17 protein-coding genes, 5 tRNA genes and 1 other RNA gene are annotated in these 19,803 nt (G+C 55.4%); 13 read left to right on the forward strand and 10 right to left on the reverse strand.

All coding sequences use genetic code 11. The annotated features are described in order from the left end of the window. The first annotated feature begins 67 nt into the window (after positions 1 to 67). The 12 genes from tolA to pnuC all read left to right on the forward strand — a co-directional run bounded on the left by tolA (position 68) and on the right by pnuC (position 7,069). Positions 68 to 1,321, forward strand: coding sequence for a cell envelope integrity protein TolA (gene tolA, locus ACSOSI_RS06535; RefSeq protein ID WP_476706719.1), 1,254 nt, complete (start codon positions 68 to 70; stop codon positions 1,319 to 1,321). Positions 1,322 to 1,452: 131 nt separating this feature from the next. Then, a complete protein-coding gene (gene tolB / locus ACSOSI_RS06540) occupies positions 1,453 to 2,745 on the forward strand; it encodes a Tol-Pal system beta propeller repeat protein TolB (RefSeq protein ID WP_012005713.1) in 1,293 nt (430 codons plus the stop codon). A gap of 44 nt (positions 2,746 to 2,789) precedes the next feature. Beyond that, positions 2,790 to 3,305, forward strand: coding sequence for a peptidoglycan-associated lipoprotein Pal (gene pal / locus ACSOSI_RS06545; protein WP_012005714.1), 516 nt, complete (start codon positions 2,790 to 2,792; stop codon positions 3,303 to 3,305). Positions 3,306 to 3,314: 9 nt separating this feature from the next. After that, the gene (gene cpoB, locus ACSOSI_RS06550) at positions 3,315 to 4,115 is read left to right on the forward strand and encodes a cell division protein CpoB (protein ID WP_012005715.1); all 801 of its coding nucleotides are present in this window, start codon (positions 3,315 to 3,317) and stop codon (positions 4,113 to 4,115) included. A gap of 178 nt (positions 4,116 to 4,293) precedes the next feature. After that, positions 4,294 to 4,369: transfer RNA gene (locus ACSOSI_RS06555), tRNA-Lys, on the forward strand. Positions 4,370 to 4,401: 32 nt separating this feature from the next. Continuing rightward, positions 4,402 to 4,477: transfer RNA gene (locus ACSOSI_RS06560), tRNA-Val, on the forward strand. A gap of 7 nt (positions 4,478 to 4,484) precedes the next feature. Continuing rightward, positions 4,485 to 4,560: transfer RNA gene (locus tag ACSOSI_RS06565), tRNA-Lys, on the forward strand. 70 nt (positions 4,561 to 4,630) lie between these two features. Further along, positions 4,631 to 4,706, forward strand: a tRNA-Lys gene (locus ACSOSI_RS06570). Between the two features lie 53 nt (positions 4,707 to 4,759). After that, positions 4,760 to 4,835: transfer RNA gene (locus ACSOSI_RS06575), tRNA-Lys, on the forward strand. Between the two features lie 45 nt (positions 4,836 to 4,880). Further along, positions 4,881 to 5,005: non-coding RNA, RtT sRNA (locus tag ACSOSI_RS06580), on the forward strand. A gap of 255 nt (positions 5,006 to 5,260) precedes the next feature. Continuing rightward, on the forward strand, positions 5,261 to 6,322 hold the full coding sequence (gene nadA, locus ACSOSI_RS06585; protein ID WP_012005716.1) for a quinolinate synthase NadA: 1,062 nt from the start codon (positions 5,261 to 5,263) through the stop codon (positions 6,320 to 6,322). A 21-nt stretch (positions 6,323 to 6,343) separates the two neighbouring features. Further along, positions 6,344 to 7,069, forward strand: coding sequence for a nicotinamide riboside transporter PnuC (gene pnuC, locus ACSOSI_RS06590; RefSeq protein WP_112364343.1), 726 nt, complete (start codon positions 6,344 to 6,346; stop codon positions 7,067 to 7,069). A 37-nt stretch (positions 7,070 to 7,106) separates the two neighbouring features. On the opposite strand, the gene zitB is transcribed toward pnuC, so the two are convergent. From zitB to ACSOSI_RS06605, 3 genes are read right to left on the reverse strand one after another with little or no spacing between them, the layout of a single operon-like run. Next, a complete protein-coding gene (gene zitB / locus ACSOSI_RS06595; RefSeq protein WP_012005718.1) occupies positions 7,107 to 8,057 on the reverse strand; it encodes a CDF family zinc transporter ZitB in 951 nt (316 codons plus the stop codon). After that, on the reverse strand, positions 8,057 to 11,269 hold the full coding sequence (locus tag ACSOSI_RS06600) for an ATP-binding protein (protein WP_476706720.1): 3,213 nt from the start codon (positions 11,267 to 11,269) through the stop codon (positions 8,057 to 8,059). The genes zitB and ACSOSI_RS06600 overlap by 1 nt, the downstream gene beginning before the upstream one ends. Beyond that, complete coding sequence (locus ACSOSI_RS06605) at positions 11,266 to 11,871, reverse strand: response regulator (protein WP_476706721.1); 606 nt, start codon at positions 11,869 to 11,871, stop codon at positions 11,266 to 11,268. The genes ACSOSI_RS06600 and ACSOSI_RS06605 overlap by 4 nt, the downstream gene beginning before the upstream one ends. A gap of 205 nt (positions 11,872 to 12,076) precedes the next feature. Here ACSOSI_RS06605 and aroG point away from each other — a divergent pair, with 205 nt between their 5' ends. Next, positions 12,077 to 13,132, forward strand: a complete 1,056-nt coding sequence (aroG, locus tag ACSOSI_RS06610; RefSeq protein WP_476706722.1) for a 3-deoxy-7-phosphoheptulonate synthase AroG — start codon at positions 12,077 to 12,079, stop codon at positions 13,130 to 13,132. 71 nt (positions 13,133 to 13,203) lie between these two features. Here aroG and gpmA read toward each other — a convergent pair whose 3' ends face one another. The 7 genes from gpmA to ACSOSI_RS06645 form a co-directional block, all read right to left on the reverse strand. Beyond that, entirely contained in the window at positions 13,204 to 13,956 is a 753-nt protein-coding gene (gpmA, locus tag ACSOSI_RS06615) for a 2,3-diphosphoglycerate-dependent phosphoglycerate mutase (protein ID WP_012005722.1), read from the reverse strand. Positions 13,957 to 14,169: 213 nt separating this feature from the next. Next, complete coding sequence (locus ACSOSI_RS06620) at positions 14,170 to 14,508, reverse strand: PsiF family protein (protein ID WP_218215613.1); 339 nt, start codon at positions 14,506 to 14,508, stop codon at positions 14,170 to 14,172. Between the two features lie 196 nt (positions 14,509 to 14,704). Next, positions 14,705 to 15,748 (reverse strand): galactose-1-epimerase, encoded by a 1,044-nt coding sequence (galM, locus tag ACSOSI_RS06625; protein ID WP_476706723.1) that lies wholly within the window; start codon positions 15,746 to 15,748, stop codon positions 14,705 to 14,707. Further along, positions 15,742 to 16,893 carry a galactokinase gene (galK, locus tag ACSOSI_RS06630; protein ID WP_476706724.1) on the reverse strand — a complete coding sequence of 384 codons (1,152 nt, stop codon included), beginning with the start codon at positions 16,891 to 16,893 and terminating at the stop codon, positions 15,742 to 15,744. The genes galM and galK overlap by 7 nt, the downstream gene beginning before the upstream one ends. Then, positions 16,890 to 17,942, reverse strand: a complete 1,053-nt coding sequence (galT, locus tag ACSOSI_RS06635) for a galactose-1-phosphate uridylyltransferase (protein WP_476706725.1) — start codon at positions 17,940 to 17,942, stop codon at positions 16,890 to 16,892. Before galT ends, galK begins: the two co-directional genes overlap by 4 nt. A gap of 285 nt (positions 17,943 to 18,227) precedes the next feature. Then, positions 18,228 to 19,046, reverse strand: coding sequence for a CPBP family intramembrane glutamic endopeptidase (locus ACSOSI_RS06640; protein ID WP_017891953.1), 819 nt, complete (start codon positions 19,044 to 19,046; stop codon positions 18,228 to 18,230). Between the two features lie 153 nt (positions 19,047 to 19,199). Next, entirely contained in the window at positions 19,200 to 19,772 is a 573-nt protein-coding gene (locus tag ACSOSI_RS06645; protein WP_476706726.1) for a cysteine hydrolase family protein, read from the reverse strand. Between the last annotated feature and the right edge of the window lie 31 nt (positions 19,773 to 19,803).

Raw genomic sequence — 19,803 nt, forward strand, 5'->3', positions numbered from 1 at the left:
GCAACCCGGTTCCTGCGCTGCGGTGCAGGAACCCCGTATAAGCAACACCAGTTTTTGGGAATCTATTTTGGTAAAGGCAACTGAGCAAAACGATAAGCTGAACCGCGCCGTTATTGTTTCGGTCGTTCTGCACTTTGTATTGATTGCCCTGCTGATTTGGGGCTCGCTGCAAGAAAACGTCGAAATGAGTGCCGGCGGTGGCGGCGACGGTTCGGTCGTCGGTGCAGTGATGGTCGATCCCGGGGCAGTGGTGGAGCAGTACAACCGCCAGCAACAGCAGAGTAACGACGCGCAGCGTGCTGAAAAGCAGCGCCAGAAAAAAGCGGAGCAACAGGCCGAAGAACTTCAGCAGAAGCAGGCGGCGGAACAACAGCGCCTGAAAGAGCTGGAGAAAGAGCGTTTGAGCGCGCAGGAAAAAGCGGCCCAGGACGCGAAAGAACAGGCTGAACAGCAAAAGCAGGCCGCAGAGCAGCAAAAGCAAGCGGCGGAGCAACAAAAGCAGGCAGCTGAACAGCAAAAAGTGGCCGAGAACGCCGCGGCGAAAGCCAAAGAACAACAGAAAGTAGCGGAAGCCGCTGCCGCCAAGGCCAAGGCCGAAGCGGATAAGGTCGCTAAAGCACAGGCAGACGCGCAGAAGAAAGCCGAGTCTGAAGCCAAGAAAGAAGCTGCCGCCGCGGCTACCGCCAAGAAACAGGCGGAAGAAGCGAAGAAAGCCGCTGCCGCTGAAGCTGCAGAGAAAAAAGCCGCTGCCGACGCCGAGAAGAAGGCTGCCGCAGAAGCTGAGAAGGCTGAGAAAAAAGCGGCTGCTGATGCCGAGAAGAAAGCGGCCGCAGAGGCAGAGAAAAAAGCCGCTGCTGCTGAGAAGGCCGCAGCCAAGAAAGCCGCAGATGCCAAGAAGAAAGCGGCCGCTGCAGCTGCGAATCAGTCTTCAGAGGTTGACGAACTGTTTGGTGGCCTGGCGGACGGTAAAAACGCGCCGAAAGGCGGCGGCAAGCAGAAGGGTGACGGTAAACCGGCCGGTCAGGGCAATGCCAAGACTGCGGGTGCCAGTGGTGCTGATATCAACGGCTACAAAAGCCAGATACAGGCTGCTATCCAGAGCAAGTTTTACGGTGCCTCGGATTACAGTGGAAAAACCTGCGATCTGCGCATCCGTCTGGCTCCCGATGGCTTATTGATCAGTGTTCAGGCAGCAGGCGGTGATCCTGCATTATGTCAGGCAGCGGTTGCTGCGGCAAAATCGGCAAATATTCCTAAACCGCCGAGTGATGCCGTTTATCAGCAATTTAAGAGTTCTATACTTGAATTCAAACCTCAATAAGTGTTGTTCTTACTGAGTCGTGACAGGGATGTACTAAGGTAACCAACAGGGATTATGTAGTTTTGTTTGAGTTGGTTTGTTAAAATTCTGCTAATTTATCGCAGGCATTCCGCCTGGATAAGGGAGATGAGATGAAGCAGGCATTTCGAGTAGCGCTAGGTTTTTTAATACTGTGGGCATCCGTTCTTCACGCGGAAGTTCGCATTGAAATCACCCAAGGGGTCGACTCCGCTCGTCCGATTGGCGTGGTGCCGTTTAAATGGGCGGGCCCAGGCACGCCTCCGGAAGATATTGGCAAAATTGTCGGCGCAGACCTGCGCAACAGCGGCAAATTCAACCCAATTGACGTGGCGCGTATGCCTCAGCAACCTACCACCGCGTCTGAAGTGACGCCGGCGGCCTGGACTGCATTGGGCATTGACGCGGTCGTGGTCGGCCAGGTGCAACCTGGTGCAGACGGCGGCTACCTGATCTCTTATCAACTGGTGGACACTTCGGGCTCACCAGGCACCGTTCTGGCGCAGAACCAGTATAAAGTGACCAAACAATGGTTGCGTTATTCTGCTCACACTGCCAGTGACGAAGTGTTTGAGAAGCTGACCGGTATCAAGGGCGCATTCCGTACCCGTATCGCATACGTAGTGCAGACCAACGGCGGGAAATTCCCGTATGAGCTGCGCGTGGCGGATTACGACGGCTACAACCAGTTTACGGTACATCGTTCACCAGAACCTCTGATGTCCCCGGCCTGGTCGCCGGACGGCAGCAAACTGGCGTACGTAACCTTTGAAAGCGGCCGTTCTGCGCTGGTTGTGCAGACCCTGGCTAACGGTGCTATCCGTCAGATCGCTTCGTTCCCGCGTCACAACGGGGCGCCGGCGTTCTCACCGGACGGCAGCCGCCTGGCGTTTGCGCTGTCTAAAAGCGGTAGCCTGAACCTGTACGTGATGAATCTTGGCTCTGGCCAGATCACCCAAATCACCGACGGGCGCAGCAACAATACCGAACCGACCTGGTTCCCGGATGGGCAGTCTCTGGCCTATACCTCCGATCAGGGCGGCAGACCACAGATTTATAAAGTCAGTGCCAGTGGCGGTGCGTCACAGCGTCTGACATGGGAAGGCTCTCAGAATCAGGATTCTGAAGTCAGCTCTGATGGTAAATTCCTGGTGATGGTGAGCTCTAACAGTGGTGCTCAGCATATCGCCAAACAAGATCTCGGATCGGGTGCAGTTCAAGTTTTGACCGGCACCTTCCTGGACGAAACGCCTAGTATTGCGCCAAATGGCACCATGGTGATCTATAGCTCCACGCAAGGTATGGGCTCCGTGCTGCAACTGGTATCGACTGATGGGCGTTTTAAAGCGCGTCTTCCGGCAACTGATGGACAGGTCAAATTCCCTGCCTGGTCGCCGTATCTGTGATGCATGTGTAAATATGTATGGCAAACTATAAAAGGATTAAAGAAATGCAACTGAACAAAGTGCTGAAAGGGCTTCTGCTGGCACTGCCAGTTCTGGCTGTAGCGGCTTGTAGTTCTAACAAAAGCGCAAACAACGACCAATCTGGTATGGGCGCTGGCGCTGGCACTGGTACAGAAAATGGCAGCAGCAACCTGTCTTCTGAAGAACAAGCTCGTCTGCAGATGCAAGAACTGCAGAAGAACAACATTGTTTACTTCGGCCTGGACAAGTATGACGTGAGCTCTGAGTTCGCTCAGATGCTGGACGCGCACGCTGCATTCCTGCGTAACAACCCGTCTTACAAAGTGACCGTTGAAGGCCACGCGGATGAACGCGGTACGCCGGAATACAACATTGCCCTGGGTGAGCGTCGTTCTAACTCAGTCAAAATGTACCTGCAAGGTAAAGGCGTTTCTGCTGACCAGATCTCTATCGTTTCTTACGGTAAAGAAAAACCAGCAGTACTGGGCCACGACGAAGCGGCTTATGCTAAAAACCGTCGTGCAGTTCTGGTTTACTAAGAGAATCGCATGAACAGTAACTTCAGACGTCACTTGTTGAGTCTGTCGTTACTGGTTGGCGTAGCGGTCCCATGGGCCGCTACTGCCCAAGCGCCAATCAGTAATGTCGGCTCCGGCTCGGTCGAAGACCGTGTCACCTCACTTGAGCGCATCAGCAATGCTCAGGGCCAGCTTTTAAACCAACTCCAGCAACAACTCTCTGACAACCAGCGCGATATTGACTCTCTCCGCGGGCAAATCCAGGAAAACCAATATCAACTGAATCAGGTTGTTGAACGCCAAAAGCAGATCTATCAACAGATGGATAGCATCAGCCAGGGCGGCGCTCAGAGCTCCGCTGCTGCAGCGGGTGCCGCAGGTGGGGCAGCAGCGGCTGCGTCCACTGACGGCGCTGAGAGCGCCTCTGCGGGCGCTACAGCCGCAGCGCCGGCCAGTACGGGTGATGAAAACAGCGACTACAACGCCGCTGTTTCATTGGCGCTGGAAAAAAAACAGTATGACCAGGCTATTTCCGCTTTTCAGTCCTTCGTAAAACAGTACCCAAAATCAACTTACCAGCCCAACGCCAACTATTGGCTCGGCCAGTTGTTCTACAACAAGGGTAAGAAAGATGATGCGGCTTACTATTATGCGGTGGTGGTGAAGAATTACGCAAAATCACCTAAGGCACCGGACGCAATGTACAAGGTAGGTATCATCATGCAGGAAAAAGGGCAGGCCGATAAAGCCAAAGCCGTGTTCCAGCAGGTGATTAAACAATACCCAACCAGTGCTGCGGCCAAACAGGCGAAAAGTCGAGTAGCAGGTTAGTCAGTAAAAAAATGAGCCCAGAAGTTAGTCGATTTGACCGATTTCTGGGCTCATTCGTGTGAAGAACAAGCAGTTGAACCTGTTGTTTATAAATTTAGGTTGCGCTGCCAAGATAAATTAGTAATATATGCCGCCGTTGCCAAGACATCTTGCAAGATGTTAAAGCAGCAAGGAAATTGGGTCGTTAGCTCAGTTGGTAGAGCAGTTGACTTTTAATCAATTGGTCGCAGGTTCGAATCCCGCACGACCCACCAATTTCTGAAGTAGTAGCAGTAACCACACTAGTGGGTGATTAGCTCAGTTGGTAGAGCATCTCCTTTACACGGAGGGGGTCGGCGGTTCGAGCCCGTCATCACCCACCACTGCTGTGGGCCGTTAGCTCAGTTGGTAGAGCAGTTGACTTTTAATCAATTGGTCGCAGGTTCGAATCCCGCACGGCCCACCATTTCAGAATGGTTTTTCCGCAATACGAGCTTCGGTTTTGTATTGGTTGTTCAGCAGTAAACCACGTCAGTGGGCCGTTAGCTCAGTTGGTAGAGCAGTTGACTTTTAATCAATTGGTCGCAGGTTCGAATCCCGCACGGCCCACCATTATTGCAGCGAGTTCCTCTCCTGCTTACGCGGTTCAGCAGTATCCCCTCAGTGGGCCGTTAGCTCAGTTGGTAGAGCAGTTGACTTTTAATCAATTGGTCGCAGGTTCGAATCCCGCACGGCCCACCATTCTTAAAGAAATACACTTCCGTAATTTATAAACTCTTGATTGGCATAACGCACGAACCGTGTGGGTGAGAAGCTGCGTTCAGGTTCGAGCATCGCGCAGCGATACGACAACGCATAGCGTTGCCCGTAGGGTGAGGCCAAAGGCCGAATCAATCCCGCACGGTATCCCCGGTTTGCCCCCCAGCATCTTCAATCCGTTTTATCCGTTTATCTCTTTTAGTACCTGGTTGCACCTTGAACCCTCTCTTTCTTTGCATTTTATCCTTTTAAATTTTTAATGAATTAAACATCTTCCGCGCAAATATAAAATATCAGCGGACTTTTCGCACAAATAAAGGTATTTTGTTTAGTATATAAAACGAAGGGGGTTGCGATGGGGTGATACCCGGGCAGCAGACACCCAGCCTAGCACAGAGATTGCAGCGATGAGTGAAATGTTTGATGTTAATGCGGCGGTGTACCCGTTCCCGCCCAAGCCGGTACCGCTGGACGACGCGCAGAAGGCGTTTTACCGCGAGAAGATTAAAATCCTGCTCAAGCAGCGTAATGCGGTGATGGTAGCCCATTACTATACCGATCCGGAGATCCAGGCGCTGGCGGAAGAAACCGGTGGCTGCGTGGCGGACTCGCTGGAGATGGCGCGCTTTGGCAGCAATCATCCGGCTTCGACCCTGCTGGTTGCCGGGGTGCGTTTTATGGGGGAAACCGCCAAGATCCTCAGCCCCGAAAAACGGGTGCTGATGCCGACATTGAACGCCGAGTGCTCGCTGGATCTCGGTTGCCCGGAAGAAGAATTCAATGCCTTTTGCGACAGCCACCCGGACAGAACCGTGGTGGTCTACGCTAATACCTCAGCGGCGGTAAAAGCGCGGGCGGACTGGGTGGTCACCTCCAGTATCGCCGTTGAACTGATTGAACATCTCGACAGCCTGGGTGAGAAAATCATCTGGGCGCCGGATCGCCACCTGGGGAGCTATGTGCAAAAGCAAACCGGTGCAGATATGCTGTGCTGGCAGGGTGCCTGTATCGTCCATGACGAGTTTAAAACCCAGGCCCTGATGCGGATGAAGGCCTTGTACCCGAACGCGGCGATACTGGTGCATCCGGAGTCACCACAGGCGGTGGTCAGCCTGGCCGATGCGGTAGGCTCAACCAGCCAATTGATTCAGGCGGCGAAAACTCTGCCTAATTCGCAGCTGATTGTTGCCACCGATCGCGGTATTTTTTATAAGATGCAACAGGCCTGCCCGGACAAAGAGTTGTTCGAAGCGCCAACCGCCGGGGAAGGTGCCACCTGTCGTAGCTGCGCACACTGCCCGTGGATGGCGATGAATGGCCTGAAGGCTATCGCCGATGGGCTGGAGCACGGCGGTGTACTGCATGAGATCCATGTCGATGCCGCGTTGCGTCAGAAGGCGCTGATCCCGTTGAACCGGATGTTGGATTTCGCCGCTGAGTTAAGGGTGCAGGTTAAAGGGAACGCTTAACCATTTAATAAGGAAGATAAAATGAGTTTTTTCAGTACCAGCAATATCCTGGTGCATATCCCGCTGGGAGCGGGGGGCTACGATCTGTCATGGATTGAGGCTATCGGCACCCTGTTTGGCCTGCTGTGCATTTGGTATGCCAGCAAAGAGAAAATTATCAATTACCTGTTCGGCCTGATTAACGTCACGCTGTTTGCGGTGATTTTCTTTCAAATCCAGCTTTACGCCAGCCTGCTGCTGCAGCTGTTCTTTTTTGTCGCCAATATCTACGGCTGGTACGCCTGGAGCCGTCAGACTCAGGATAACCAGGCCGAGCTGAAGATACGTTGGCTGTCACTGCCGAAGGCGCTGAGCTGGGCGGCGGTGTGCGTTATCGGCATAGCCTTGATGACGTTCAATATTGACCGCGTGTTTGCCTGGTTGACGCAGGCAGCGGTGACGGTGATGCAGGGGCTTGGTTTGAGCGTGCAAATGCCGCAACTGCAGCCGGATGCCTTCCCATTCTGGGATTCGACCATGATGGTGTTGTCGATCGTGGCGATGATCCTGATGACGCGCAAGTACGTGGAAAACTGGCTGTTGTGGATAGTGATTGACGTGATCAGCGTGGCGATATTCGCCTACCAGGGCGTCTATGCCATGGCGCTGGAATACGTGATCCTGACGTTGATTGCGCTGAACGGCTCCTGGCTGTGGATCAAAAGCGCCGGCAACAATCAATCGCGGCCATTATCTTCTGCACCATAATAACGCTGGGGCGCCGAATAAGGCGCCCCAGTGGATTCTAGTGATGATGTCCCACATGTGAATGTGAGTGGTCACTCGGCTCGGGGGCCCGGTTAATCCCACAGTCGGGTGTATCACAGTGCTGATATTCCATCTGAATGGTTACGTGACCAATCCGATAGTGCTCCAGCAGATAGGCCTGAATACGGCGCAGCAAACCATCATGGTCGTGCGGCGGTATCACCTGCGCATGCAGCGTCATCAACTTTTGTTCACCAATCTGCCACACATGGACGTGATGAATATTGCGTACTTCCGGAATATTCAGGCACAGGTCCTTTTGCAACTTGTTGATGTCCACCTCCTGCGGCGTGCCTTCCAGTAGTTCGTGGAAACTCTCTTTCAGCAGTCGCCAGGCGCTGCGAATCACCAGACAAGACACCAGCACTGACAATATCGGGTCAATCGGCGTCCAGCCAGTGGTCAGGATCACAATGGCGGCGGCGATGGCGCCCACCGACCCCAGTAAATCACCCAGCACATGCAATGCGGCAGCGCGCACATTGATATTTTTCTCTTCGCTGCCCCGGTGCAGTAGCCAGAAGGCGAACAGGTTGGCCAGCAGCCCCGCTATGGCGATAATCAGCATTGGCGTACCCATCACCGGCTGTGGCTCGAAGAAACGCCGTATCGCCTCCCACAGGATGAATACCACGATCACCAACAGCGCGGCGGCGTTGAGGAAGGCCGCCAGGGTGGTCAGACGCAGATAACCGAAGGTGTGGCGCGCATTGGGCTTACGCTGTGAGAAGTGGACGGCCATCAAGGCCACCAGCAGCGCGGCGGCGTCGGTGAGCATATGGCCGGCATCCGCCAGCAGCGCCAGTGAACCTGAAATTAACCCGCCGGCCACTTCGGCGACCATAAAGACCGCGGTGACTAAAAAAGCGGTCAGTAGGCGTTTACTATTACTGTCTTTTGGCTGGTGTACGTGTGGGGCGTCCGACATTATTCTTCCTTATCCATAGCAAAATACGACTCGTCAGTGCTGACCAGATTATCCAGTTCTATCAGGATCTGTTCCACTAACGTACTCAATTCAGTATAGGCGGCCTGAATGAATGTTCCTTCACGACCGCTGTCCGCCAGTTGTTGGCACAGGCTGGCCGCTGCAGGCAGTTGCAGCATCAGCAGGCTGCCCTTGATGCGATGCGCGGTTTGCGCCAGGGTTGGCCAGTCCTGATTCTGTGCCGCCTGCTCAAGCCGTTGCCGGTCCTGCCGCAGCGTCGTCTGCAGCGTTGTTGCCAAACGCAGGATCATCGGTCGCTCATTACCGGCCATATCAACCAGGGTTTGCTGCAGGTCAGTAAGGACTAACTGCCGCTCCAGCGCCTGGGGTTGCTGCGGTAGCGTCTGGGCTATTGCGGCCAGAGCAATTGGCTTGGTTAAAAAGCGATCTATCGCCACCAGGCCCGGCGGGATGCGGGTAAATTCCTGCACGTCGGCCGAGCAGAGAATGATCTGGCAGGCCGGGCGCTGATGGCGTTGCTCGTCGCGGCGTATCAGCCTCGCCAGCGTCAGGCCGTCCGGACGCGGCATATTGTAATCGATAAACAGCAGGTCGAACGGCTGCCGACGGTGGGCCTTCAACAGCTTATGGCCTTGCTCGAATAACGTCGGCTGCAGGCCGAAGTGGCGCAGTTGCCGCTCCATCAACAGCAGGTTGGTGGGGTGATCGTCGATCAGGGCTACGCGCAGGGTTGGCGGCGGCAGAATGAGTGGTGTGTCGGCCTGCTGAGTCGTGGGATCGACAGCGACCTGGCTTACCGGCACGGACAGTGTCACCTGAGTGCCGAGGCCGGGTTGCGATTGCAACGCAATTCGACCACCCATTTGTTCGATAATCTCTTTACAGATAGACAGCCCCAACCCGGTCCCCTGAACGGATACGCGCTGTGCACCGCGTGCGCGATAGAACGGTTGGAACAGTTTATCTATCTCATCGGCGGCGATACCACAGCCGCTGTCGGCCACCGTCAGCCACAGTTCCCCCTGCGGTGGAACCTGCTCATGCCAACCGATATTCACCTGAATGGTGCCGTGTGGCGTGAACTTAATTGCATTGTTTATCAGATTGTTAGCCACCTGAAGTAAACGCTCACCATCAATGAGAACAGCGGCGGGCAGGTTGTCGGCCGCACTGACGTTTAGCGTCACCGGGCGTTCGCCGATCAGCGGTTGATACAGGGCGTTGATGTGGGCTATCCAGGGTTGCAGCGCCACGCTCCGGGCGACCAGCGTCAACGAACCGGTTTCCAGCCGCGCGTGATCTTGCAGGTCATTGAGCAGGTTAAGCAAAGACGACGCCGAACTGTAAATCACCGGTAAGCCCTCCGGCGTCGGCTGACGTTTAAGCTCCAGTTCCAGCAGGCCAAGAATGGCGTGCATTGGCGTACGCAGTTCATGGCTGACGGTGGCCAGGAACTTGCTCTTCATGCGGTTCTCGGCTTCGGCATGCTGACGAGCCAGCTCGATGACCTCACGCTCACGTTTTTCCCTACGCTGCAGGATGAAGCGCCGCAGGGTCAGCCCCACCAGCAGCAGGATCGCTGCCGCCAACAGCGCCAGCAGCCAGGTGGTTTGCGGCTGCATGCGGTTTTCATTTACGGCATCAATCAGGTTGCTGCGATCGACAATCCATTCATCGCGCAGCGATTGCAGCGTTTCGGACGGGATCTGCATCAGATTTTTATCGAGGATAGCCAGCAGCAGTGGCTGATCCTGCCGCACGCCGAATGCCACCGGGTAGGCGATGTTATTGGCCGCGAACGCCAGTTTTATCGCACCGGAATAACGTGACAGGGCGACAAAGTTTGCCGAGATCACATTATCCACCAGCGCATCCAGCTGGCCGTTGGCCAGGGCGTCATACATGGCCTTGCTGTCGGCAAAATGGATCAACTCTTCGCTGGCGGGCACCAGCGCCTGCGCCAAATCCCCCTGCAGCACGCCGATGCGTTTACCGGTCAGATCGCTCCAGGTGGAAATGCCGTTATCGTGCTGACCGACATAAACTCCCCACAGTGAACGGTGGATCGGCATGCTGGCGCTGTAGCGGGCTTTTACGCCCCGTGACAACGGCAGTGCGGTGCGGAAGCTGGCCTGACCGGATTGTACCAATTGGTCGGCCTGCTCGGGGTTGCGCGCCCAGAGCGGCATAAAGCGCAGTCCGGTGTTCTGCGCGATGATATTCAGAATGTCGATTGCGTATCCACGCGCCTGCCCGCCGGAACCCCGGTAGGCGAACGGAAAATTATTCTCGATGGCGGCGTAATAAACGGTGGGATGGGTCGATACCCAGTGTTTTTCCATCTGGGTCAGATCGGCGTTGCCGGTATCGAGATAGCTGGGGATTTTTTTACTCCAGCGACGCTGTATGGCATTCATAAACTCCATCGGGGTATCGGCGATGGCGACGTTGAGGGTGTCGATCAGCGTCGGGTTGGCAGAGGCGAAGACGAATGACAGATTCCCGAGGTTGACGGTACTTTCAATCTGATAAAGCTGGCCGAGCTGTAACTGGTCAATGATAAAACTGGCGCTGGCTTCGTCGGCAATAAAGTAGTCGCTGCTGCCGTTGAGCAAGGCATACACCGCCTGCAGGTTATTGTCATAACGCTGCACGTGAGAGGACACCGCCTGCAACGCTTGACCGGCCTGCATATCGGTCAGGGTGCTGATAGCCACCCGCGCGTTGGCGGAATTGAGCATCACCTGGCGGTCATTGCTGCGATCCCGCAGCACACGCAGATTACTGACGTAATAAGGCTGCGAAATTTTCAGGCCGTGCAGGGCTTCGTTTTGCGGAATGCCGTACACCAGATCGATAGTCCCGTCATGCAGCGCCTGCTCTAGCTGCGCCAGATCGGCAAAACCGTAAATCTGAAAGTGAATGCCGGTAACCTGCTGAACATAACCAAGATAGTCGGCGTTCAAACCGTACAAATCGTCATCCACAATGATGTTATAGGGGCTGGTATTTTCACTGATGATGCCGACACGCAAAGTGGCATCGCGCCAGGGGTTTTTCTCACTGGCGATCAACATATCGAGCGGGATATTCAGGTTGCTGACCAACCGATAACTCACCGGCTGCGCTGCCTGTGTGACGTTGCCGAGGCTCAGCAGCAGGGTTAACAGCAACAGGACTCCACGCATCATGGCGTCAGCTCTTTAAACACCGCCACCAGCTCCAGCAGGTTACTGGCGCCAGTCTTGCGCAAAATATTCTTCTTGTGGGTGCTGACGGTTTTGTTGCTGATGCTCAGCATCTCGGCAATTTGTAGGTTGGACAACCCTTTACTGAGCAGCCCGAGAACCTGCAGTTCTTTTGGCGTCAGTAGCGAGCCTTCTGTCGGCTGGGTTTCTTCTGCCATCGCGGCGGCGGGAAAGCTCAGTTCCCCGCCCAGCACGGTTTCAATCGCCAGCACCAGTTGTTCCAGTCGGCTGCCCTTGTGAACAAAGCCGTTGGCACCGGCCGCATAGGCCATACGGGCATAAATCTCTTCTTCCTGGGCGGTATAAATCAGGATCGACTGCTGCGGGTAATGGCGGCGAATCTTTTTCAGCAGTTGCAGGCCGTCTACCTGCGGCAGGCCGATATCGAGGATCACCAGTGCAAAGTCGGCTGCGGCCAACTGGGCCAGCGCCTGTACGTCATCCTCTACCGCCTGTAGAACATAGGAGCGGGAAGACTTGATTAGCGCCGCTTCCAGTGCGACATGAACCACCGGGTGGTCATCAACTAATAACAATGAGGGCATGGCTTGGCTCGAGTAACGGATCCTGGCCGTTAGCATAACCAAAAAGGAGCCACTGTGCTCTGCTGATGAAACAGCACAATCTACTGTTAATCAGGACGTTCATTCTGCAGGCGGCAAAGGTGATTTACAGCGTTATCCTCACAGGCTAAATTGGTCAGATCTACGCTCTGCGAAATAACGCCTCTCGATACCGAATGGAAAAGTGATGAATTACCTAAATGACGATTTACGTATTAAAGAAATTAAGGAACTCCTGCCACCGGTGGCCCTGTTAGAAAAGTTTCCGGCCACTGAACGTGCAGCAGAGACGGTGTCACAGGCACGCAATGCCATTCATCAGATCCTTCGCGGCAGCGACGATCGCCTGTTGGTGGTGATCGGCCCTTGCTCGATCCACGATACCAAAGCCGCCAAAGAGTACGCCGGTCGCCTGCTGGCGCTGCGTCAGGAACTGAGCGGTGAGCTGGAAGTGGTGATGCGCGTTTATTTTGAAAAACCGCGTACTACCGTGGGCTGGAAGGGTTTGATCAACGATCCGCAGATGGATAATAGCTTCCAGATCAACGACGGCCTGCGTTTGGCGCGTAAGCTGCTGCTGGATATCAATGATTCTGGCCTGCCGGCTGCCGGCGAATTCCTCGACATGATCACCCCGCAGTATCTGGCAGATCTGATGAGCTGGGGCGCGATCGGCGCACGCACCACGGAATCTCAGGTGCACCGCGAACTGTCTTCCGGCCTGTCTTGCCCGGTTGGCTTCAAAAACGGCACCGATGGCACCATTAAGGTGGCGATTGATGCCATCAACGCCGCCAGCGCGCCGCACTGTTTCCTGTCGGTAACCAAATGGGGCCACTCGGCCATTGTTAACACCAGCGGTAACGGCGATTGTCACATCATTCTGCGCGGCGGCAAAGAGCCGAACTACAGCGCGGCACACGTGAAACAAGTCAAAGAAGGCCTGCTGAAAGCGGGTCTGCCTGCACAGGTGATGATCGATTTTAGCCACGCCAATAGCAGCAAGCAGTTCAAAAAGCAGCTGGAAGTGAACGCAGACGTCTGCCAACAGATTGCCGGCGGTGAAAAGGCGATTATGGGCGTGATGATCGAAAGCCATCTGGTGGAAGGCAACCAGAACCTGGAAAGCGGCGATCCGCTGGTTTACGGCAAGAGCGTCACCGACGCCTGCATCGGCTGGTCAGACACCGAAACTGTACTGCGTGAACTGGCGGAAGCAGTGAAAGTGCGTCGCAACAAGTAAAGCCCCACTTTGCGCCATAAAAAAAGCCCTCGGCCAAAACCGGGGGCTTTTTAGTCTTCAACGGGTGAAGATTACTTCGCTTTACCCTGGTTTGCCACGGCGGCCGCTTTAGCAGCGATCTCGTCGGCATTGCCCAGGTAGTAACGTTTGATTGGCTTGAAGTTCTCGTCGAACTCATACACCAACGGCACGCCGGTTGGGATGTTCAGTTCGAGGATCTCGTCTTCGCTCAGGTTATCCAGGTATTTCACCAGCGCACGCAGGGAGTTGCCGTGAGCAGCAACGATAACGCGCTCGCCGCTTTTGATACGTGGCAGGATTTCTTCATCCCAGTAAGGGATCACGCGATCGATGGTCAGCGCCAGGCTTTCGGTCAGCGGCAGCTCTTGCTCGGTCAGCGCAGAGTAACGTGGGTCGTGGCCTGGGTAGCGCTCGTCATCTTTGGTCAGCTCTGGTGGGGTTACGGCAAAACCGCGACGCCATTGCTTAACCTGCTCGTCACCGTATTTTTCTGCGGTTTCAGCCTTGTTCAGACCCTGCAACGCGCCGTAGTGACGTTCGTTCAGTTTCCAGGATTTTTCAGTCGGCAGCCAGGCTTGATCCAGTTCGTCCAGAATGTTCCACAGGGTGTGGATAGCACGCTTGAGTACGGAAGTGTAAGCAAAGTCAAAAGCGAAACCTTCGTTTTTCAACAGTTCGCCAGCAGCTTTCGCTTCGGTGCGGCCTTTCTCAGACAAATCAACATCATACCAACCGGTGAAGCGGTTTTCGTTGTTCCACTGGCTTTCGCCGTGACGCACCAGAACCAGCTTAGTTACAGCCATAGCTTAACTCCTTAATAATCTGACATTTCAATGATAACGAAAATCATTATATTGCCGCGGCCGGTGGCTCGGCAATCGATAGTGTTTAACCATAGCCAATTTCTTGCCGCAAAGTAAGTGCTGTGCCGAGGAAAAGCTGAATCGTTCAGGCGGGCGCCGAAAGGGAAGGCAGCACGGCTAAAGGGAATTCAGCCGTGCCGTAGGAGCAGGGGATCAGACCGATTTTTTCAGGCAAGTGCTCATGAAGGTTTTACGTGCGTCGCCAGTCAGGCTTTTGGTCTTGGCGTCGGCGTTACAGGTTTTCATTTTCTGCTGCTGCGGGGTTAAGGTTTTGGTCGCAGCGGTGCCTTCGGATTTCAGGCAGGTGCTCATAAAGGTGGAGCGGTCCGCGCCTTTCAGCGCTTTGCCAGAGGCCTGTTGATTACAATCGGTCATGCGTTTCTGCTGTGCAGCCTGCGCCGGTGACGGGGTTTTTGCTGCAGTTTCGGCAGCCATCAGGTTGGTGCTCAGCAGTAAACCCGCCAGTAATGGAAGTGCAGTAATCAGACGCATAGGTGTTCCTTCAGCTATTGACCGGCCGGGGTGGCCGAAATTTGTGATTTTACACAAGGTATTGTGCTTATCACCGTAGCCTGATTCTAGTGTGCACTTTGGAATAAGGAAAGGCAGCGGCCTGCGGCGCGGAGGGGTAAAAAGGTAAGCATTTATAACAAACGGCCCCCTGCCGCTTGGCAAGGGGCGTAGCGGGTCAAATAGGATAAAACTGATAATGGGTGGCGCTGAGATATTGCTGCCCCGGCTGCAACCAACAGTCGGGCTGTGGCCATTCCGGATGGTTAGGGCTGTCTGGCAAAAACTCGCTTTCCAGCGCTACCCCGGCGTAATTGGCATATCTGCCGCCATCACGTGCCGGGGTGCCGCCCAGATAATTGCCGCTGTAGAGTTGCAACGCCGGTGCGCTGGTGAACACGCTCATTTGCACCTGGCCATCGGCCGACCACAGGTGAGCCGCCGGGCAATCCAGTGCGCCACAGGTACGGTGCAGCAGATAGGCATGGTCGTAGCCTTTTACCCGTTGCTGGTCGCGATCGCTCAAAAAATCCTGCAGCAGGGTTTTCGGGCGACGGAAGTCCATGCCACTGCCTTCCACCGGGGTAAGGGAGGCGCTGGGGATACCCTCGCTGTCGACCGGCAGATAGCGGTCGGCAAACAGTTGCAGCCGCTGGTGACGGGCATCGGTGCCGGCCCCGTCCAGGTTGAAGTAGGCGTGATTGGTCAGGTTGACCGGGCAGGCGCTGTCGGTCCGCGCCTGATAGCTGATTTCCAGGCGATTATCGGCGGTGAGGCGGTAGTTGACCTGCACGTCGAGGTTACCGGGAAACCCCTGGTCGCCGTCTGGCGAATGCAGCGCGTAACTCACCTGCTGTTCATCCTGCTGAACAATCCGCCAGCGACGGGTGTTGAAGCCTTCCGGCCCACCGTGTAACTGGTGTTCCCCCTGATTGGCCACCAGCGGATGCGGCTTGCCATCAATCAACAGGCTGGCGTTAGCGATGCGGTTGGCATAGCGGCCGACGGTAGCCCCCAGATAGGCTGCCTGCTGCAGATAATCCGCCGGTGTTTGGCAACCCAGCAGCAGTTCACGCGTTTTGCCTGATTTCAGCGGCAGTACGGCGGAAAGCCAGGTAGCGCCCCAATCCATCAGCGTGACGGTCATCCCGCCGGCGTTTTTCAACTGGGTTAACTGATAAGGCTGGCCGTCCGGAGCCAGCGTCTGGCTGTCGCTTAGCATGTACCGGCCCCCTCTGACGCTTTGCAGACGTAAAAGGTTTCTTTCAGCCCGTTGGTCTGCAACGGATATTCGCGTGCCACGGCTGCGCGAACCGGTTCTACCAGCGCCAGCGGCATCAAGGCCACAATGCAGCCGCCAAAGCCGCCACCGGTCATGCGCACACCGCCGCGATCGCCGATAACCGATTTAACGATCTCTACCAGCCGGTCAATCGGCGGTACGGTAATTTCAAAGTCATCGCGCATTGAGGCGTGCGACTCTGCCATCAATTTGCCCATCAGTTTCATATCACCGGCGGCCAGCGCATCGGCAGCGGCCAGGGTTCGATCGTTTTCGCTGATCACGTGGCGCGCTCGTTTGGCGACGATCGGATCCAGTTCATGCTGGATAGGGAAAAACAGATCCGGGCTGACGTCGCGCAGCGCCTTGACGCCGAAGAAGCGTGCGGCCTCTTCACACTGCTCGCGACGAGTGTTGTATTCGCTGTCCACCAACCCGCGCTTCACATTGGAATTGATGATCACCACGGCAATATCTTCCGGGACTGATACCGCCCGGGTCTCCAATGTGCGGCAATCGATCAGCAACGCATGGTCTTTTTCACCGAGTGCGGAAATCAACTGATCCATAATCCCGCAGTTGCAGCCGACGAACTGGTTTTCCGCTTCCTGACCATTGAGCGCCAGTGCTACGCCATCCAGCGGCAGGGCATACAGCGCCTGCATGGCCTGGCCAACGGCAACTTCCAGCGAGGCAGAAGAACTGAGACCGGCGCCCTGCGGCACATTACCGGAAATCACCAGATCCGCGCCGCCAAAATCGGTATTACGCTGCTGCAGGTGCTTGATCACTCCGCGTACATAATCGGACCAACGTTGATCCGGATGGCTGACGATCGGGCTGTCGAGAGAGAATTGATCCTGCTGACCTTCGTAATCGGCGGCGATCACCCGGATCTGACGGTCGTCGCGTTTGGCGCAGGCGATCACCGTCTGATAGTCAATGGCGCACGGCAGCACAAAACCGTCGTTATAGTCGGTGTGTTCGCCGATCAAATTCACCCGGCCAGGGGCCTGAATAGTCAGCGTGGGCGCGTAGCCAAAACGTTCGGTAAACAGGGCGTGGGTAAGGTTCTTCAAACTCATTTTTTGGCTCCGGCTTCACGGTAATGAATATCGCTAACGGCACGCAGACGTTCTGCGGCCTGTTCTGCGGTCAAATCACGCTGGGTTTCCGCCAGCAACTCATAACCCACCATAAATTTACGCACCGTGGCGGAACGCAGCAGTGGCGGATAGAAATGGGCATGCAGCTGCCAGTGGCGGTTATCCGCATCATTGAACGGCGCGCCGTGCCAGCCCATGGAGTAGGGGAAGGAACATTGGAAAAGGTTGTCGTAACGGCTGGTGAGCTTTTTCAGTGCCAGCGCCAAATCGCTGCTCTGTGCGGCGTCAAGATCGGTAATGCGTTGCACTGCGGTTTTCGGCAGTAACAGCGTCTCAAACGGCCAGGCAGCCCAGTAGGGGACGACCGCCAGCCAATGTTCGGTTTCCACTACCGTGCGGCTGCCGTCAGCCTGTTCGCGCTGCACGTAGTCCAGCAGCAATGAGGATTGGTGCTGCTGGAAATACTCGTGCTGCAGGCGATCTTCATGCTCAGCTTCATTGGGCAGGAAACTGTTGGCCCAAACCTGGCCATGCGGATGCGGGTTGGAGCAGCCCATCGCCGCGCCTTTATTTTCAAATACCTGCACCCACGGATAGCGGCGTCCCAGATCGGCGGTCTGTTCCTGCCAGGCGGCGATCACGCTTTCCAGGGCCGGCAGCGTTAGCTCCGGCAGGGTTTTGCTGTGATCGGGGGAGAAGCAGATCACCCGGCTGGTGCCGCGTGCGCTCTGGCAACGCATTAAGGGATCCTGACTCTCCGGCGCTAGCGGGGTGTCCGTCATCAGCGCGGCAAAGTCATTGGTGAACACATAGGTGTTTTGATAATCCGGGTTCTTATCACCGGTGACGCGGGTATTCCCCGGGCAGAGGAAGCAGTCCGGATCGTGCTGCGGCAGTGTTTCAAGCTGTGCGGCTTCTTGCTGGCCCTGCCAGGGGCGTTTGGCGCGATGCGGTGATACCAATACCCATTGACCGGTCAGCGGGTTGTAGCGGCGGTGGGGATGATCGATGGGATTAAAATCCGTCATGACGGTTCCTTTTTCTTGGTCGCTGCGGCTGTGTGTAATCGCTTTCACCTGCCGCTAACGCCCTTTTGACTCATGTAAATGGATAACTATGGCCAAAAATATAGCATGTCCTTTGGAGTAAAAAGGTGATCCAGAGCGAAAAATGGAATCGTTTACACGGCGTGACACAAGCAAGAATACCGCCAGGACGGCAGGGGAAAGAAAGCAGGAAAAGTAACAATCAGGGGCGAGTGATAGCGCTTTCAGCGGCAGAACCGGCAGGGATTTGCCTGCCGGTTCTGAGGATCAGGGGTGTTGGTACAGCGGGTAAGTGAACAGCAGCAGATGGGTCAGATTAAGCCCGAAGTGGAACAGAATCGGCACCCACAGGCGGCCGCTCCACATCCACGCCAGACCGTAAATCAGCCCGGCAAGCGTAGCGAAAGCCACCATCAGCATACCGCCGGCCAGGTGCGCTGCGCCGAAGATCAGTGCGGCGATAATCAATGCCGGCCAGGCCCCTAACCACTGGCTGAGACGTTGCTGCAGATAGCCACGGAACAGCGCTTCTTCGGCCATACAGACAAAGAACAGGTTGGCCATGATAAACGCCAGGATCCAGGCTGGGGCATGCAATTCAATCTTCAGGCCGCCGAGCGCCACCGCCAACAGCAGCAAGGCCGGGACGCTGATAATCAGCGCGATCCAACCGGGTTTGTTAGCGCTTTTACCGGTTTGCGCCGTAAACAACGTTGGCAAACAGGCAAACAGCAGGAAAGGCACCAGCGCCTTGTCGAAGTTGTAATACATGGTGAACGGCGCGCTCAACGGGCCGGCTTTATCACCGTCAATCATCAACTGGTTATGGAACCCCGGCACCCAATGCAGGAATAACGCCACACAGCTTGCAACCACCAGTACTTCGAGTGCAACCGCCAGATTGCGCTGAGCACGAAAATGGTGTCGCAATCCTGCAAGAGCGACAATACCTAATAAACACGCCAGGCTGAGCGGGGTCAGTACTCCATGGTACATCCCCATTCCTGCCGATGCGGCCAAAATTACCCAGGCAATAAGCCGGTTAAATGGCAAAAAGAATAACGCCGTAGCCAGTACGCCCCACATAACTATGTCCCTTTAAAATATGCACACGGTGCCCATTACCGAAGGCAATCATTGCTTTATCGGTGTGCTGATGATCGGTGAGTTGGGCACTATTTTGGATAGTAGCACAGTGAAATGACAGTAAAGGTCGGTGCAGTGGGTGAAATAGTGCGTTCAGCCCTTCATCCAGGCCGATGAACGAGTGATTTCCGCCAGATTCTGCAGAATATCCAGGCTCTGCTGGTGCATCTCCAGAGTCGGTGCGGCGCACAAGTCCTGCAAGATGCTGACCTGAAAACCGGCGTCGTGCGCCTGTCTGGCGGTGCTCTCGATTGCCAGCGGGGTACTGACGCCGCCCAGCAACAAATGATGGCAGTGATGCTGCTGCAGCCAGGCTAACAAATTGTTACCGGCAAAGGCGCAAACACCGTTCTTTTCGAACTGAAAATCCGCAGGTAATACCTGCAAATCCTGCTCCCACTGGCAACCTACACTGCTTAAACGCAGCGCGCCGATCTGTTTTAGGTGGTTGAACAGCGGAGAGTGGGCGGGAATATCGTGATAGTCATCGGCAAAACCGATGCGTACCCAAATCACCGGAATTTTACGTACCCGAGCGTAAGCCGCAGCGGCATTGGTGTTGGCAATCAGATTTTGCGCGATCACCTGTTCACGGCAATGATTTGCACGCCCTTTGGGGCCAATCAAATCGTCGATAAGATCGATAATAATCAGTGCGGCGGACATAGTGTCTCCAGAAACGAATCCTTTCCCCTTA

It is taken from the genome of Serratia sp. AR11 (assembly GCF_056376275.1).

What these genes read in the sequence shown, in the direction of transcription:
- ACSOSI_RS06600 (WP_476706720.1), bottom strand. Translation starts at nt 11,269, where the DNA reads ATGATGCGTGGAGTCCTGTTGCTGTTAACCCTGCTGCTGAGCCTCGGC.
- galK (WP_476706724.1), bottom strand. Translation starts at nt 16,893, where the DNA reads ATGAGTTTGAAGAACCTTACCCACGCCCTGTTTACCGAACGTTTTGGC.
- galM (WP_476706723.1), bottom strand. Translation starts at nt 15,748, where the DNA reads ATGCTAAGCGACAGCCAGACGCTGGCTCCGGACGGCCAGCCTTATCAG.
- gpmA (WP_012005722.1), bottom strand. Translation starts at nt 13,956, where the DNA reads ATGGCTGTAACTAAGCTGGTTCTGGTGCGTCACGGCGAAAGCCAGTGG.
- nadA (WP_012005716.1), top strand. Translation starts at nt 5,261, where the DNA reads ATGAGTGAAATGTTTGATGTTAATGCGGCGGTGTACCCGTTCCCGCCC.
- ACSOSI_RS06640 (WP_017891953.1), bottom strand. Translation starts at nt 19,046, where the DNA reads ATGTGGGGCGTACTGGCTACGGCGTTATTCTTTTTGCCATTTAACCGG.
- galT (WP_476706725.1), bottom strand. Translation starts at nt 17,942, where the DNA reads ATGACGGATTTTAATCCCATCGATCATCCCCACCGCCGCTACAACCCG.
- cpoB (WP_012005715.1), top strand. Translation starts at nt 3,315, where the DNA reads ATGAACAGTAACTTCAGACGTCACTTGTTGAGTCTGTCGTTACTGGTT.
- ACSOSI_RS06645 (WP_476706726.1), bottom strand. Translation starts at nt 19,772, where the DNA reads ATGTCCGCCGCACTGATTATTATCGATCTTATCGACGATTTGATTGGC.
- zitB (WP_012005718.1), bottom strand. Translation starts at nt 8,057, where the DNA reads ATGTCGGACGCCCCACACGTACACCAGCCAAAAGACAGTAATAGTAAA.
- ACSOSI_RS06620 (WP_218215613.1), bottom strand. Translation starts at nt 14,508, where the DNA reads ATGCGTCTGATTACTGCACTTCCATTACTGGCGGGTTTACTGCTGAGC.
- tolB (WP_012005713.1), top strand. Translation starts at nt 1,453, where the DNA reads ATGAAGCAGGCATTTCGAGTAGCGCTAGGTTTTTTAATACTGTGGGCA.
- pal (WP_012005714.1), top strand. Translation starts at nt 2,790, where the DNA reads ATGCAACTGAACAAAGTGCTGAAAGGGCTTCTGCTGGCACTGCCAGTT.
- ACSOSI_RS06605 (WP_476706721.1), bottom strand. Translation starts at nt 11,871, where the DNA reads ATGCCCTCATTGTTATTAGTTGATGACCACCCGGTGGTTCATGTCGCA.
- pnuC (WP_112364343.1), top strand. Translation starts at nt 6,344, where the DNA reads ATGAGTTTTTTCAGTACCAGCAATATCCTGGTGCATATCCCGCTGGGA.
- aroG (WP_476706722.1), top strand. Translation starts at nt 12,077, where the DNA reads ATGAATTACCTAAATGACGATTTACGTATTAAAGAAATTAAGGAACTC.